Genomic DNA, 14,765 nt, shown 5'->3' on the forward strand with positions numbered 1-14,765 from the left:
GGCGACGCCGCGGCGCGGCTCGGGGACGAGCCGCTCGCCTCGCCCGACGACACGTGGACGCAGGACGGCGACGCGTGGACGACCACGGCGCCGGAGGCCGGCACGCTGCACGTCCTGCGGTGGACGCGGCCGGTCGAACTTACGCCGGGCGACGACGCGCGGCTCACGTTCCAGTCGCAGCTCTCGGCGATCGACGCCCGGGCGCACGTGCAGGTCAGCTTCGACGGCGAGACCTGGATGACGCTGGCGCTCGTCGGCGTCAGCGACGCCTGGCAGGACGTGGAGGTGGACCTGTCCGCGTTCCGCGGCCTCGTCGTTCACGTCCGGTTCGCGTTCGAAGGCGCGACGACGGCCACCGACTCGTGGCGGCTGCGGGACGTGCGCGTCGAGATCGAGCCCAGCGCTGCCGTATTCGGCGGCGGACCGTCCCGGCCTGGCGCGCGAGCGTGGGGGCCGCTCGAGGCGATCGGCGCGACCACGAGACGGCGAGCGGGCCGGCGAAATCGACGGCGTCAGAGGCCGTGACACGCGCAGATGGCGGCGACGAAACGGCGCGATCTCATGAAGCTCGAGCACCTGATTACCCCCAAGCAGACGGCAGTTTCTTGAAACGATCGGCAAGTATCCGGCCCTTGCAGGCATCGGGGTGGTTGCGCAGGCCTGTCGCGGCAAGCACGCTACGGAGCCCACGCCCGTCACCCAGACCATCACCGTCACGACCACGGCCGAGGAGTTCTTCACCCGACGGCCGCTCGCCGGGCTCGGTTTCACCCTCGATTTCGGCACCAACACGTACGGCACCAAGACCGACGCCGACGGCAACGCCACGCTCCAGGTTGGCATCGCGGGATCGGCCTCGTGCACGCCCAAGTACTGGAAACCATCCTGTGGAGCTGAGGAACAAGACCCTGTTGTGAGACGGCTTCGACGCCGCCGGCGCTCACCGCCGATCGCTCACACGGCCCGCATCCGCAACGCCGCGAGCGCAGGAGCCCACGCGTCGGGCGCGCGCGACACGCCCAGGAGCGGGTCCAGCGGCAGCAGCCAGCCGGCGTTGCCGTCGGGCGCGACGGCCAGGGCCGACGCCACCAGCCGGGCGGCACCGGGCGAGTCGCCCTCGGCCACGAGCCGCACCGCACGCGCCATCGCAACGTCCACGTCGGCCGCCGCGGCGGCCGGCACCTCGTACCGCTCGCCTCGCTCGATCAGCATCACCCCGGCCTGCGCCATGGCATGCCCCGGCACGCGCGCAACCGCCTCGGCGAACGCCGACCGCGCACGCGGGTGGTCGCCCTGCCGCAGGTGGACGGCGCCCACGGCGTACCACGCGTTCGCGCAGCACTCACGCGAGTACAGATGCCCGCGCGCCTCCTCCGCGAGCTCCCGCTCCAGCCACCCCAGGGCCCGCTCGTCGTCTCCGCGCGCCAGGCACAGCAGCCCCTCGAGCCAGTAGAGCGCCACCGCCGAGAAGCGTGACGCGCCGGCGATCGAGGCCGCCGCCAGGCCGGCCTCGATCTCGCGGCCGGCCTCCGCGAAGAGGTGCCGGGCGACGTAGACCGTGGCCGCGAGGCCGTGCGCGAGCGCCAGGCCCGGCATCAGCGCCAGCGTGCGCCGCGCCGCGCGGAGCCGGCGCTCGCCCCAACTGCCGGCCGAGAGCCGCAGCGTGTGGCGCCAGTTGTCGGGCTCGAGCCGCACGCTCCGCTCGAGCGCCACCAGGGCCTCGGCCCGCTCGCTGGTGCGCTCGAGGACGAACCCGAGCGTGGCCCAGGCTTCGCCGTAGTCGGGATCGAGACGGCACGCCTCGCGCGCGTGGCCGGCCGCGTGCCCGAGCGCGTCCCGATCGGGCGAGGCCTCCGCACGCGTGGTCTCGAACTGGAGCACGCAGACGTTCGCCAGCGCCACGCGCAGCGTCGCATCGTCGGGGTGCGACGCCAGCGCCCGTTCGAGCGCCGAGCGGGCGGACGGCAGCTTGTGGCGGTCGAGCGATTCGATGGCGGCGCGGCCTTCGACGAGAGCCCGCCACGGCGCGACGAGCTCCCGGAGCACGGCATCGGACGCGCGCGTGGTCACGCGCGTGACCGGCGCGACGAACCGGTACCCGCGGCGCGGGACGGTCTCGATGTAGCGGTGCGGCTGGGTCGCGTCGAGCAGGCGCCGGAGCTGCGAGATGGCCTGCTCGAGGTTGTTGTCGCCGACGATCACGTCCGGCCAGGCCGCTTGGATGAGCGGATCCTTGCCGAGCGTCTCGCCGGCGCGGCTGACGAGGGCGTGGAGCAGGATGAACGGCCGCGGCGCGATCGGCACGTCCGCGCCGTCGCGCGTCAGGCGCTTCGCGCGTGGGTCGAGCAGGAACGGACCGAACCCGAACCCGCCGGCAGCCGGCACGGCGGCATTCTACGGCACCCGGCGCGTGCTACTTCACCGCCATCGGAATGGCGGTGCCGTTGGGCCGCCTCCAGATCGTGCGGAATTCCCGATCGTAGGTCCACACCGCGATGCCGGCGTGGTGCTCCGAGAGGACGGCGATCGCGGCGTCGGCCCAGTCGGGCTCGTGGTCGCCGTACTTCGCGAGCCAGTCCAGCACCTCCGCCCACGTGATCTCGTCGCTGAGCGTCTCGACGGAAACCACGCCGAACTCCGCGAGGAAGGCCTGCAGCCGCCGGCGCTGGGCCGGGTGCGCGAGGTGAAAAGAGGCCTCGACGAGCACGGCCTCGGAGGTGCAGAGCCCGCCCCGGCTCAGCCGTTCGAGGTGGGTTGTCGCGCGTGCATGCCAGGAGTCGCGCGGATCGCAGAGCGCGACGAGCGGCGTCGTGTCGATGAGGGTCATCCGCGGCGCTTGCCGCGCCCCCGATCGAGGGTGCGCGCGATGGCCTCGCGAGCCTGCCGCCGGTCGTGCACGTCGTACTCCCTCGCCGGCAGCCCGGGCGGATCCGGATGACGTGCGAGGAGCCGCGCCAACCTGCCACGCACGTCGTCGGCCACCGGCGGGCCGGTCAGCTCCTCGTACCGAAGGTCGATCGCGTCACGAACGAGGTCCGACAACGCGATGCCGCGGGTGCGGAGCCGGGCGGCCTTGCGCAGCCGGCCCTGATCCAGACGGACGTTCACCAGCCGGGAACCCATGGTGTAAAGATAGCACATATTTACGCCGCCCAGACACGGCCGCCTCCGCGCGCGGCATCGAAGCCGGATACGTCACCGGCGGGCCCTGCCCCGATGGCAGGACCCGCCGGCGTGTGGTGAGGCGGTCACGACGCCTTCGGCAGCGTCGCGTCGTTCTTGGGCGGCGCGGGCGGCACGGGCGGCACGGGCGGCGCGTCGTTCTTGGGCGGCGTGGGCGGCGCTGGCGGCGCTGCTGTCGTGTCCGTCGCCACCGGGTCGCCCTGGCTTCTGGTCTTCGGGGTGACCCGGCGGCTGCGCTTCCACGCCGCCAGCCGCACGGGATCGTGCTCCAGGACGTTGACGACGAGGACGTCGAGCGTGCGGACGGCGTCGAGGGCGTGCGTCATGGCGTTCCTGATCCCCTCCTGCGCCGTGGCGCGGCCGTCTTTGTCCTTGCGCCGGCCGTCGATCGCCCGCTGGAGACGATCGATCAGCACCGGCAGCTCGGTGAAGACGTTCACGGCCACGCCCAGGTGCTGGAGCAGCTCCTGCACCTGTTCCGCCTTCTTGACGAACTGCCGCGCCGCCGCCACGAGGGCGTCGTCGGCCTGGCGCACCGGCAGGGCGAACGCCAGGTCCGCGTCGGGCGACGTCTTCTTCGCCAGGCGCGCGGTCCGCGCGATGGTCTTCAGGCGGCTGACGATGGCGTCGCGCAGCTCCGCCCTCGTCTTCTTGTCTGCCGCCTCGGCGATGGCCGTGCCGGTGGTGATGGCATCGACCTCGCCCACCGCGGCGGTCAGCGCCGCGAACGCCTTGCCGGCCGGCGATGCGTCCGGGAACCACGCGCGGTGCATCACGCCGAAATCCCGGACCTTCAGGAACATCTCGTATCGTTGCTTCACGTTGCGAGTCATGGTGTTGCCTCCTTGGGCGCCATGGTCGCGCCGCTCGCGCCGGAAGTCCTGAAGGTTTCCCTGAATTACTCTGAAATCGCGTCCGCGGCGGCAGCTCACCGCGGATCGCTCGCCGCTCACCGTCGATCGTTCGGTGCTCACCGCCCTGCGCTGGCGGCTGACGGCGGCGTGCGCGCCTTCAACCCGTGGATCTTTCGTCGTGAACCGTGCGGATCTGCCGCTGAACCACGCGGCGGGCAACCGGAACCGTGCCAACGCGGCGGCGACGCGCGCGTCATCGGGGAGTGAACGCCGGTTGGTGGCGGCACGATGCCGTGGATCGGCCCCACATCGAGGGCCGCGGCTCGCGTCGGCTCGAAGCCGGCGCGGACGAGCTCAACCTCGAGCCGCCCGACGGCCAACGCCGCCGCCGCACCCAGCCGGCCGATCGGACACCAACGCCACCAGCGCGATGCGCGGATCCAGCCGGATCGGCTCGGGCCGCGCGCAGAGGCAGGAGCAGCCCAACCGGGAGGTGCTGTCCGTTCTGGCTGACGTGCCGCTTCAACTGTTCGTCGAAGAGCAGCCGCACGGCTCAGGCGGCCGGAACGCCTATTGTCTGATTCGACATATCAATCGAACCTGATGATCCCGCGCGACACGCATCCGCGGACGTTGGATTGCTCTCGCTCGAACATCGTGGCCCGTGTGCTAGCATACTGCTAGCAGCGAGGTCTCCATGCCGACAATCACGGTTCGCAATGTGCCCCTGAAGGTCGTGCAGTCGCTGAAAGCGCTCGCCAAGCGACACAACCGTTCCATGGAGCAGGAAGTGCGTGAGCTCCTCGAAGGCTACGTCGTCGAACGCCGCGCGGTGCTCGACCAGATCGAGGCAGGCTGGCAGGCGCAGACGCAACGGCCAACGGCGGCGGAGGTCGATAGGTGGATGGCCGTCGGCCGGCCGTGAAGGCCGTCATCGACACCAACGTCATTGCCTATCTGCTTCTCGGCACGGAGGCCTTCGTCGACGAGGCCCGCCTGTGTTTCGAGCACGTGGCGACGCCGCTCGCGCCCGCGCATTGGGAGGCCGAGCTCACGAACGTCCTGTGGATGGCGACACGCGCTGGGGTCCTGGCCCCGGGCGACGCCCCGGCGCGCCTTGGGCTCGCACGTCGGCTCGGCATCGAGTCGGTGGCCACGGCCACCCTCCTCCAAGGCGCTCTGCTGCGATCGATTGACTCTGGGGTGACCGTGTACGACACGCTCTTCGTCGAGCTCGCCGCCCGCACTGCCAGCCCACTCGTCACGTTCGACAAGACCGTGCTGAAGGCATTTCCGGAGCTCGCGTGTCGCCCTCGCGGACTGCGGCTTCGTTGATTGTCGATTGACGAGGCGCTGGCAAGGCACGACGCGTGCGCGGACGGAGCGCACCACGCCACGGCGTCGCGAGTGCCGCGACCGGAAATGGCCACGTGGGGTCGTTCGGCGGCAGGCACGCGTGTGACGAGCGAGCCGCTCGATGGCGGCACGATGCCGTCATCACGTAATGAGCACGGCTCAGAGTGCGTTTCGAAACTCCCGCGGCGGGGGTGGCGCCGGACGGGGCCGCCCTGCGTGGCGCGCAGGCGACGCCCGTGATCACGCGCCTCGTGCCGAGATCGGCGCGTCCTTCGAGACGGCCGTCAGGGCCCTTCTGCGCACGCCTCCGCCTCCGCCGGGCCATCCGGCCACCAGGAAGCAGAAGCCAGCCCGGAAGGCTAGGAGACCGTCAAGAAGGGCGGCTACATCAAAGGGTTAGGTGAAGTGCCAGGGAGTCGAACCCCGCGCGTGTTGCATCGGCCATCAGCGGACCGCCTGTCGCGCCCCGTCATACCGGCCAGTCATGATGAGACTGGTGGTGGACGTGCGAAGCGGTTAGGATTGCCGGTCCAGAGCAAGGCCCCGACTCTGTGCGTTGGCAGCGCACCGATCGGGAAGCAGGCCGTCAGTGATACCGAAGCAGGGGCGAGGACTACGCACTTTCAGGGTCGCGAACGATAAGCCGTTGGGCACGGCCTACCCCACGAGGGGTGGGAGGCCGCGTATGGCGAACGCTCGCGCCGGGGAACGACGGCGACGGAGACACAAGGTGAACGTGAAGCGTCCCACGAAGGTACTCACGCTCCGCATCCACGGCCCACGGCCTGGGCGGATCGGCGTATCTGAATTGATCGACATCGCAAAGCACGCACAGACCGCCATCAACCGTCAGGCGGCAGCGATTGAGGGCGAGACACAGACACTTCGGCCAGGGCCGCCGACCGGCAAGGTGAAAGTCGAGTGTGAACTCGAACTCGTGTCACTCGGCAAGGGGTCTACGGTGTTGGGCTTCGATTTGGCGCAGCCGCAACGTCAACTACCGGACGTGATGAGCATCAGCCGCGATGCCATCTCGAAGGTTGGCGAGGCCATCGAGAATGCTGCAGCCGGGCGAATCGGAGACACCGACGCAGGGGTGCTCGATAGCATCCGGAACCTCGGCCATGTCCTGAACGGCAAGGTGACATCAGTCGAGTGGGTTCCGGCGATGCGTCGTCGCTCGCGATCGACGTCACGGCCCAAGCAACGCGCGCTGCTCACGAAAGACGTTCGGGATCGCATCGAGGCTCGGCTCGAGCCACCACGGGCCGCGCACGTCAGCAAGGACGGCGTCCTAGAGATGGCTGACTTCAAGACCGACGATTACCGCTGCCGACTACGGCTCGCGCTCGAACCGGCTATCATCTGCACGTTCGCGCCGGAATTGGCGAAGAAGGTGCAGGACAATCTCCGTCGCCCTGTCAGGCTAGAGGGGAACGCGACGATCAACGCCTACTCAAAACGAATTGAGACCCTAGACATCGTGGATGTCCATCCGATTGATCCGTTGACGATGGACGCTGGTAGCTTCTTCGCACACCCAACGTTCGAGCAATTGGCGCAGCAACAGGGCATCGAGCCGCTACGTGACGCCAGCGTGTTGGCTGGTGCCCTTCCAGATGACTTCGATGTTGACGCGATGGTCGAGGGTATCTATCGTCAACGCCACTAGGATGGCCGATGCCGGACGAGTCAGTGCTCCTCGACACGGACGTCTTTTCCTATCTGCTCAAAGGGAAGGGCGACAACGCCGACCGATATCGCAAACACGTCCACAACAAACGAGCCGCGGTGTCGTTCATCACGGTCGGAGAGTTGTTCTCCGGTCTCTACGAAGCTGGCGCGAATCCAGAGCGGTTCGAGGCCGTGCAGGCCAAGCTTCAGACAGTGGTCATAGTCCCGTACAACATTGACATCTGCCGCGCCTATGGGCGACTCGTCTTGGAAAAGACGGCTACTCGCAGCGACCGGACTATGGGTGTCAATGACCGATGGATCGCGGCCTGCGCCATCCACCACGGCCTGACTCTCATCACGAACAACGCGAAGCATTACGAGTCGACCTGACGCTCGATGCCGATCTGCTCGACCGCGTAGACGGTCTCGTCGCCCGGCAGCGCTTCCGGAATCGAAGCCAGGCGATCGAAACCGCGCTGGCGGAGAAGCTGGCGCGTCTGGTACGAACGCGACTGGCCGAGGAGTGCGCGAAGCTCGATCCGGACGCAGAACAACGGCTGGCTGACGAAGGTCTGCTCGAGATCGTCGGCTGATCCTTCGGAGCGTGTTTCAAGACTCGGCGAGCGCGGGTCCTGTCGCCGGACAGCCCCACGTGGTGCGCGGCACGACGCGCGTGATCACGGGCGTCGCCTGCGCGCCACGCAGGGCGCCCCGTCCGGCGCTACCCCCGCCGCGGGAGTCTTGAAACGCACGCTCAGCGAGATCGACCTCGCATACCCCCACGGCTCGTCGGGCTCGAGAAGAACAAGGAATCCTTGCCGCTACTCCAGGCGTGCGCCCTTCTTCGACCGCACGTAGCTTCGCCTGGTCGACACCGTGACGTCACGCCGATTGACCCTGACCGACAGCGAGTGCACCTTGCCATCGGCGGCCGCCGAGCCGTGAAAGCCGAGAAGGTAGAGGACGGACGGGACCACCACAGCTTCCCGGCGGCGATGTAGGACCCGGCCGGATGCGAGCACCGCGAGGGCGGCAGTCCGAAGCCGGAGCGGAAGGAGCGCGAGGCCGGGCCCTGATTTCCCCGCCGCGCCTCTGGAAGCGAGGCCCGGCGGCCCGAAGGCCGCCGGGCTACAGGTGCTCAGCGTTTACGCGCAGCCGCTCGTCGTGCCGCAGTTCGGGCACTTGTAGCAGGCGCCCGACCGCACCATGATCGACCCGCACGTGGAGCACGGCGGTGCGTCCTCCTGGTTCTGGATCGCCGCGAACTTCGAGGCCGTCTTCGCGGCTGACGCCGCGTCGGCGAGGCCGGCTGGCGCGCCGCTCTTCGGGGCGGAGGCCGCCGCCGCGACGTCGAGCACGAGCTGTTCGGGCGTCGTGACCTCGTCGCGGTTGTTCACGCCCGCGCGGTACTGCGCCTCGGGCGACAGGAACTTCGCCGCGAGCCACCGGAAGATGTAGTCGACGATCGACTTCGCGAACCGGATGTCCGGGTTCTTCGTCATGCCGGCCGGCTCGAACCGCACGTGGCTGAACTTGTCCACCAGATCCTGCAGCGGCACGCCGTACTGCAGCGCGTAGCTGATGGCCTGCGCGAACGCGTCCGCGAAGCCCGAGATCGTCGACCCCTCCTTCGCCATCGTCAGGAACAGCTCGCCCGGCTGGCCGTCCTCGTAGAGGCCCACCGTGATGTAGCCCTCGTGGCCCGCGATGTCGAACTTGTGCGTGATCGAGCGCCGCTCGTCGGGCAGCTTGCGGCGCCGCGGCCCGGCGGCCTCGACGGCCAACGCCTTCTCCTTGTCCTTCGACGTGTTGAGCGGCTGCGTGCGCTTGCTGCCGTCGCGGTAGATCGACACGGCCTTGGCGCCGATCCGCCAGGCGTCGATGTAGGCCTGCTCGATCTCGCCCACGGTCGCGGCCTTCGGCACGTTGACCGTCTTCGAGATCGCGCCCGAGATGAACGGCTGCACGGCGCCCATCATCTTGATGTGGCCCATGTAGTGGATCGAGCGGACGCCGCGCGCCGGCTTGAACGCGCAGTCGAACACCGCCAGGTCCCGGTCCTCGAGGTGCGGCGCGCCCTCGATCGTCTCGTTCTCGTCGATGTAGTCGACGATCTCCTTGATCTCGGCCGGCGTGTAGCCGAGCTTCGCGAGGGCCATCGGGACGGTGTTGTTGACGATCTTCATCAGCCCGCCGCCGACGAGCTTCTTGTACTTGACGAGCGCGATGTCGGGCTCCACGCCGGTCGTGTCGCAGTCCATCATGAAGCCGATGGTGCCGGTCGGCGCCAGCACGGTGGCCTGCGCGTTGCGGTAGCCGTGCTCGTCGCCGAGCTCGACGCACTCGTCCCAGACCTGCTTGGCGTACTCGAAGAGATCCTTCGGCACGTTGAGCCGGTCGATGTCCTTGAGCGCGGCCCGGTGCTTCCGCATGACGCGCAGCATCGGCTCGCGGTTCTTCGCGTAGCCGGGGAACGGCCCGCCGTGATCGCGCGCCACGCGCGCCGACTGCGCGTACGCCGCGCCGTGCATGATCGCCGTGATGGCGGCGGCGTAGTCGCGGCCCGCATCGCTGTCGTAGGGCAGGCCGCGCGACATCAGCAGCGCGCCGAGGTTCGCATACCCGAGGCCGAGCGGCCGGTAATCGTGGCTGTTGCGCTCGATCGCCGCCGTCGGGTAGCTCGCGTTGTCGACCAGGATCTCCTGCGCCGTGATGAACACCTCGCACGCCCGCGCGAAGGCCGGCGCATCGAACTCGCCGGCGAGATCGCGCGACGCCCCCTCCCCGGCCGGCCGCAGGAACTTCATCAGGTTCAGCGACGCCAGGTTGCACGCCGAGTCGTCGAGGAACATGTACTCCGAGCACGGGGTGCTCGCGTTGATGCGCGCCGTGTTCGAGCAGGTGTGCCAGTCGTTGACGGTCGTGTCGAACTGCATGCCGGGATCGCCGCAGATCCACGTGGCGTCCGCGATCTGCCGCATGAGGTCGCGCGCCTTGTAGCGGTCGACCACCTCGCCCGTCGTCACCGCCTGCGTCCGCCACTCGCCGTCGTCGAGCACCGCGCGCATGAACTCGTCGGTCACGCGCACCGAGTTGTTCGAGTTCTGGAAGAACACCGACGAGTACGCCGGCCCGGTGAACGAGCCGTCATAGCCGGCGTCGATGAGCGCCCACGCCTTCTTCTCCTCCTCGACCTTGCAGTTGATGAACTCGACGATGTCGGGGTGATTGGCGTTGAGGATGACCATCTTCGCGGCGCGCCGCGTCTTGCCGCCCGACTTGATGACGCCCGCGAACGCGTCGAAGCCCTTCATGAACGACACGGGCCCCGACGCCGTGCCGCCGCCCGCCAGGATCTCCTTCGACGACCGGATCGGCGACAGGTTCGTGCCCGTGCCCGAGCCGAACTTGAAGAGCATGCCCTCGGTGCGCGCCAGCCGCAGGATCGAGTCCATCGTGTCCTGCACCGAGTTGATGAAGCAGGCCGAGCACTGCGGCGCCTTCTCGAACCCGCAGTTGAACCAGACCGGGCTGTTGAACGACCCCTTCTGGTACACGAGCAGGTGCTTCAGCTCGTCGCTGAACGCCTGCAGATCGTCCTCCGACGCGAAGTACTCCTGCTCGCGCGCCCACCGCGTGATCGTCTCCACCACGCGCCCGATCAACTGCCGCACCGACCGCTCCCGCTCCGGCGTGCCGATCTGCCCGCGGAAGTACTTCGAGACGACGATGTTGGTGGCCTGCTGGGACCAGAACTTCGGGAACTCGACGTCGCGCTGCTCGAACACCAGCTCCCCGCGCTCGTTGGCAATCACCGCCGCACGCAGCTCCCACTCCACCTCGTCGAACGGGTCGACGCCGTCCTTGGTGAAATAGCGTTCGAACTCGAGCCCGGAGACCGACCGGCCCGGACCGAACGTCCGGGCTGCCTTCAACGCCGGCGTGTCCAACTGCTGCGCGTGCTGCATTTCGTCCTCCAGGGATCCGTACACGGCGCTGCTGACCTTCGTCGTGACCGTGCTGTCGTTTCGGTCGCGAGGGGAGCGCCGCGGGAGCAGGAACTATGCGCCCGCGTTACGCGGTTGTCAAGACGGATCCCACGACATATTGTGCCCCACGCAGCGGCCCTACGCCACATGTTGAAGTGACGCCGGTAAGTACGGCCGTTCTTTCAGGTGCCCTATTTTCGCCGGCCTCTTCCAGCGGCCGAGACCCTCGGCTGCCGGGCTCCTGGTGTATCGTCGCGAGGTGATGCGGCGGGTCCTGGGAGCGGCAGCGAGCACGATCTTCGCGCTGCCGCTCGTGGGCCTGTGGCGCGATCCCGGCCTGTCGTGGCCGGCGGCCACCCTCCTCACCGTGGTCGCCGCGGCCACGCTCGCCCGTCCCGCCACCGGGCTGCTCGTGGTCGCCGGCCTGTTCCCGATGGCCCCCGCCCTGAACCTGCTCCTCGGCACGCCGGCCATCGCCGAGCCGCTCCTCCTGACGTTTCTCGTCGCGGCCCTGCTCCAGGGCGCCGTCTCCGCCAGGCGAGCCCCGCTCCAGCTCGCCGCGCCCGCCCTCGTCCTCGGCGCCACGCTCGTGGGCTGGGCCGTCGTCGCGCTGTCTGCCCGCCAACTGTGGACCGGCGATGCGCCCGGCGCGCTCCTCCAAACCGTCGCGCGCGACACGGCGTGGTCCTACTTCAGCCCCCAGGACGAGGCCAGCGTGGTGCGGTCGGTCCTCCCGTGGCTCGAAGCGATTGCGCTCGCCGTCGTGGCGGAGCGGATCGTGCGCGACGCGCCCGGCGCAGGCCGCCGGTTCGTCCGGATGTTCGTCTTCGCCGGCGCCGTGCTCTCGGCGTCGTCGGCGATCCGCCTCGCGGAAATCTCGCTCCGTCAGGAGGCGCCATCGGTTGCGGCGCTCGCGGTGCTCCGCGACGTGCGGCTCAACGCGTTCTACCCGGACATCAACGCCGCCGGCTCGATCTACGCGCTCTTCGCCGTGGCGGCGGTGTGGCTGGCCGTGCGCCGCTCCCGGCTCTGGCTGGCGCCAGCCGGCCTGCTGTTGCTCGCCGTCTGGCTCGCCGGATCGCGCGCGGCGTTCGGCGGCGTCGTCGGCGGCCTGGGCCTGACCTGGTTCTCCGCCTCGCGCCCGAGGATCGCGCTCGTGCTCGGCGCCCTCGTCGCGGCCGTCGCGGTGCTCGCGGTGGTGGCCGCGCTCGGCACGCGCAACGCGTCGGTCTTCCGCGCGGGCGGGTTCCGGGTGGAGATGACGCGGGCCGGGCTCGCGCTCGCGGCCGAGCGCCCGCTCTTCGGGATCGGCCTGGACAACTTCAAGGCCGCCTCCCTGCGCCACCTGCCGGCCGATTTCGGCCAGCGCTTCCGCTGGGCGGCGCGGGGCGAGAACGCGCACGACAACTTCCTGCAGATCCTCGTGGAGCTGGGCCTCGTCGGGCTGCTCGGGTTCCTCTGGCTCATCGGCACGCCGTTTCGCAGCGCGGCGAGCCGCGGCTGGATCGCGCCCCACGCGGCGCCCGAGGCCACGGCCCTGGCCGGCGGCATCGCGGCGCTGCTCGTGAGCGCGCTGCTCGGCCATCCGCTGCTCGACCCGCACATCCGTGCGTCGTTCTTCCTGGCCGTGGGCCTCGTGACCGGCATGTCGGTGCCGGCTCCGGCCGGCTCGCGCACCCGGCCCGCGCTGGCCGGCCTGGCGATCGGAGCGATCGCGATCGCGCTGCCCGCGCGCATGGACGCGCAGCGGGCGATGGAGCCGATCGCCGGCTTCTCGCGCGGCGCGCCAGAGGCGCCCGCGCCGCTCGACGGCGTGACGTACCGGGTCGCCGACCCGCGGTCGACCTGGTTTCTCGCCAGCACGACGCGCACCGTGACGTTGCCGCTGCGCGCGCGTCAGGACGGCATCGCCGACTGCCGGGTCTCGATCGCGATCGACGGCCGGCCCGCCGGCCAGGTCGTCGCCGGCGACGCGGCCTGGGGCGCGACGACCCTGCAGCTTCCGCCGGCCGACCGGCCGCGCTCATGGCGACGCCTGGATCTGACCGTCGAGCCCGCGCGCTGCACGCTCCTCGTCGGCACGCTGACGCAGCGGTGACGACCGGTGTTTGCCGTTCGGCGGCGCCACGACTAGAATCCCGCGCGTGCTCCCCGCCCTCCCGGCCTCCCGGCGCACGCGCCTGCTCGCGTGCGCGATCGTGGCGGCCGCGGCCGGCCTGCGAATCTCGGGCATTTCGGCCGGCGCGCCGTACCGCATGGGCGTCGACGAGCCGGTCATCCTCGAGATCGCGCTGCGCATGATGCGCACGGGCGACTTCAACCCGCACTTCTACGACTACGGCGGCCTCACGCTCTACCTCCACACCGCCGTCGGCGCCATCACGTTCCTCGCCGGCGCGATGGACCGGCAGTGGGCGTCGCTCGATCAGATGTGGATCGGCGACCTGCTCGTCGGCGCGCGGCTCGTGAGCGTGGTGCTCGGCACCGCCACGGTGTGGCTCGTGTACCTGATTGGCCGGCGCTTCGGCGTCGCCACGGCGCTCATCGCCGCGGGCGCGATGGCCGTCCAGCCGCAGCACGTGCGCGAGTCGCACTTCGCGCTCACCGATACGCCGCTCACCTTCTTCATCACGCTGACGCTCTGGCTGGCCATCCGCGGCGCCGAGACGGGACGTCTGAGCGTGTACCTTCTCGCCGGTGCCGCCGCGGGTGCGGCCGGTGCCACGAAGTACCACGGCGTGCTCGCCCTGCTGATGCCGATCGCGACGGCGCTCGTGCTCCCGCATGCGGCGATCGCCGCGCGGGCCGTCGCGGCGGCCCTCGGCGGCGCCGCGGCCGGCTTCCTGCTCGGCGCGCCGTACTCGGTGCTGGATCTGCCGGGCTTCCTCAACGGCTTCGCCTCGCTGATGCAGCACTACAACGCGCGCCGGTCGACCGTCGACAGCTTCGTGACGTACCTCAAGTACATGCGCGGCTGGTTCGCCGCGCCGCCCGTCGTCTGGCTCGAGATCGGGTGGATCGGCGTCGGCCTGTGCGCCGCCGGCGCGGTCCTCTCGATCCTGATGCTGCGCGATCGCGGCCTGCGCGCGGCCGCGCTCGCGCTCGTCGTCTTTCCTCCGGTCTTTCTCTGGTTCATCTCGCGCCAGGGGGCGCTGCAGTTCGGACGGTACGCGATGCCGATCGCGCCGATGCTGTCGATCTTCCTGGCGATCGCGATCGGCCGCCTGCGCGCCGCGTGGCTGGCCGCGCCGGCGCCGTCGCGCGCGCGCCGCCTCGCCGCCGCGGCCCTGCTCCTCGTGCTCGTGCCCCCGCTCGGCTCGAGCATCGGCCGGAACGTCGGCGATCGGAAGCTGTCGACGGTGGATCAAGCCGCGAGATGGCTGGCGAGCGTCGTGCGCCCCGGCGAGAAGGTCGCGCACGGCCTCGAGAACGTCCAGTTGCCGCCCTCGGTCGGCGTCGAGTTCTCGACGCGCATCGCCGACACGCCGGTGGAGGACTTTCGCGCGCGCGGCATCACCTACGTGGTCGCCGTCTCCACGCACCCGCCGGGCGATCGCGCGGCCGGCGGCGGCAGCCTCGGCGGCTACGCCGCGCTCGCGCGCGGCGCGCAGATCGTGCACGCGTTCCCCTCGAGCACGGAGCATCCCGGCCCGACCATCACGGTCCTGAAACTGCCCTGAGACGTCCCTCACGTGCGCGCCCTGAT

14 protein-coding genes are annotated in these 14,765 nt (G+C 70.1%); 8 read left to right on the top strand and 6 right to left on the bottom strand.

Going from position 1 to position 14,765, the window contains the following annotated elements; all coding sequences use genetic code 11:
• Positions 1–525: hypothetical protein (locus IT184_16280; protein ID MCC7010367.1), on the top strand; the 525-nt coding region annotated here is incomplete at its 5' end.
• Between the two features lie 429 nt (positions 526–954).
• Here the strand turns inward: IT184_16280 and IT184_16285 are convergent.
• The 4 genes from IT184_16285 to IT184_16300 form a co-directional block, all read right to left on the bottom strand.
• Entirely contained in the window at positions 955–2,385 is a 1,431-nt protein-coding gene (locus tag IT184_16285) for a winged helix-turn-helix domain-containing protein (GenBank protein ID MCC7010368.1), read from the bottom strand.
• 28 nt (positions 2,386–2,413) lie between these two features.
• Positions 2,414–2,827, bottom strand: coding sequence for a type II toxin-antitoxin system VapC family toxin (locus tag IT184_16290; protein MCC7010369.1), 414 nt, complete (start codon positions 2,825–2,827; stop codon positions 2,414–2,416).
• A complete protein-coding gene (locus IT184_16295; protein ID MCC7010370.1) occupies positions 2,824–3,123 on the bottom strand; it encodes a hypothetical protein in 300 nt (99 codons plus the stop codon). The genes IT184_16290 and IT184_16295 overlap by 4 nt, the downstream gene beginning before the upstream one ends.
• 125 nt (positions 3,124–3,248) lie before the next feature.
• Entirely contained in the window at positions 3,249–4,016 is a 768-nt protein-coding gene (locus IT184_16300) for a hypothetical protein (protein ID MCC7010371.1), read from the bottom strand.
• A 718-nt stretch (positions 4,017–4,734) separates the two neighbouring features.
• Between IT184_16300 and IT184_16305 the strand changes: the two genes are divergently transcribed.
• The 5 genes from IT184_16305 to IT184_16325 all read left to right on the top strand — a co-directional run bounded on the left by IT184_16305 (position 4,735) and on the right by IT184_16325 (position 7,663).
• Positions 4,735–4,962: a hypothetical protein gene (locus IT184_16305; protein MCC7010372.1), complete on the top strand. Its 228-nt coding sequence runs from the start codon at positions 4,735–4,737 to the stop codon at positions 4,960–4,962.
• On the top strand, positions 4,938–5,372 hold the full coding sequence (locus IT184_16310; GenBank protein ID MCC7010373.1) for a type II toxin-antitoxin system VapC family toxin: 435 nt from the start codon (positions 4,938–4,940) through the stop codon (positions 5,370–5,372). Before IT184_16305 ends, IT184_16310 begins: the two co-directional genes overlap by 25 nt.
• A gap of 757 nt (positions 5,373–6,129) precedes the next feature.
• Complete coding sequence (locus tag IT184_16315) at positions 6,130–7,065, top strand: hypothetical protein (protein MCC7010374.1); 936 nt, start codon at positions 6,130–6,132, stop codon at positions 7,063–7,065.
• Between the two features lie 8 nt (positions 7,066–7,073).
• Positions 7,074–7,460, top strand: a complete 387-nt coding sequence (locus IT184_16320) for a PIN domain-containing protein (GenBank protein ID MCC7010375.1) — start codon at positions 7,074–7,076, stop codon at positions 7,458–7,460.
• Complete coding sequence (locus tag IT184_16325; GenBank protein MCC7010376.1) at positions 7,385–7,663, top strand: ribbon-helix-helix protein, CopG family; 279 nt, start codon at positions 7,385–7,387, stop codon at positions 7,661–7,663. The genes IT184_16320 and IT184_16325 overlap by 76 nt, the downstream gene beginning before the upstream one ends.
• Positions 7,664–7,891: 228 nt before the next feature.
• Here IT184_16325 and IT184_16330 read toward each other — a convergent pair whose 3' ends face one another.
• Complete coding sequence (locus tag IT184_16330; GenBank protein ID MCC7010377.1) at positions 7,892–8,047, bottom strand: hypothetical protein; 156 nt, start codon at positions 8,045–8,047, stop codon at positions 7,892–7,894.
• A gap of 168 nt (positions 8,048–8,215) precedes the next feature.
• Complete coding sequence (locus IT184_16335; protein ID MCC7010378.1) at positions 8,216–11,038, bottom strand: vitamin B12-dependent ribonucleotide reductase; 2,823 nt, start codon at positions 11,036–11,038, stop codon at positions 8,216–8,218.
• Between the two features lie 280 nt (positions 11,039–11,318).
• Between IT184_16335 and IT184_16340 the strand changes: the two genes are divergently transcribed.
• On the top strand, positions 11,319–13,157 hold the full coding sequence (locus IT184_16340) for an O-antigen ligase family protein (protein ID MCC7010379.1): 1,839 nt from the start codon (positions 11,319–11,321) through the stop codon (positions 13,155–13,157).
• 46 nt (positions 13,158–13,203) lie between these two features.
• Complete coding sequence (locus IT184_16345) at positions 13,204–14,739, top strand: glycosyltransferase family 39 protein (protein MCC7010380.1); 1,536 nt, start codon at positions 13,204–13,206, stop codon at positions 14,737–14,739.
• The last annotated feature ends 26 nt before the right edge of the window (positions 14,740–14,765 follow it).

It is taken from the genome of Acidobacteriota bacterium (genome assembly GCA_020853395.1).
In the GTDB taxonomy this organism is placed as follows: domain Bacteria; phylum Acidobacteriota; class Vicinamibacteria; order Vicinamibacterales; family SCN-69-37; genus JADYYY01.

What these genes read in the sequence shown, in the direction of transcription:
- IT184_16300 (MCC7010371.1), bottom strand. Translation starts at nt 4,016, where the DNA reads ATGACTCGCAACGTGAAGCAACGATACGAGATGTTCCTGAAGGTCCGG.
- IT184_16295 (MCC7010370.1), bottom strand. Translation starts at nt 3,123, where the DNA reads ATGGGTTCCCGGCTGGTGAACGTCCGTCTGGATCAGGGCCGGCTGCGC.
- IT184_16290 (MCC7010369.1), bottom strand. Translation starts at nt 2,827, where the DNA reads ATGACCCTCATCGACACGACGCCGCTCGTCGCGCTCTGCGATCCGCGC.
- IT184_16320 (MCC7010375.1), top strand. Translation starts at nt 7,074, where the DNA reads ATGCCGGACGAGTCAGTGCTCCTCGACACGGACGTCTTTTCCTATCTG.
- IT184_16325 (MCC7010376.1), top strand. Translation starts at nt 7,385, where the DNA reads ATGGATCGCGGCCTGCGCCATCCACCACGGCCTGACTCTCATCACGAA.
- IT184_16305 (MCC7010372.1), top strand. Translation starts at nt 4,735, where the DNA reads ATGCCGACAATCACGGTTCGCAATGTGCCCCTGAAGGTCGTGCAGTCG.
- IT184_16335 (MCC7010378.1), bottom strand. Translation starts at nt 11,038, where the DNA reads ATGCAGCACGCGCAGCAGTTGGACACGCCGGCGTTGAAGGCAGCCCGG.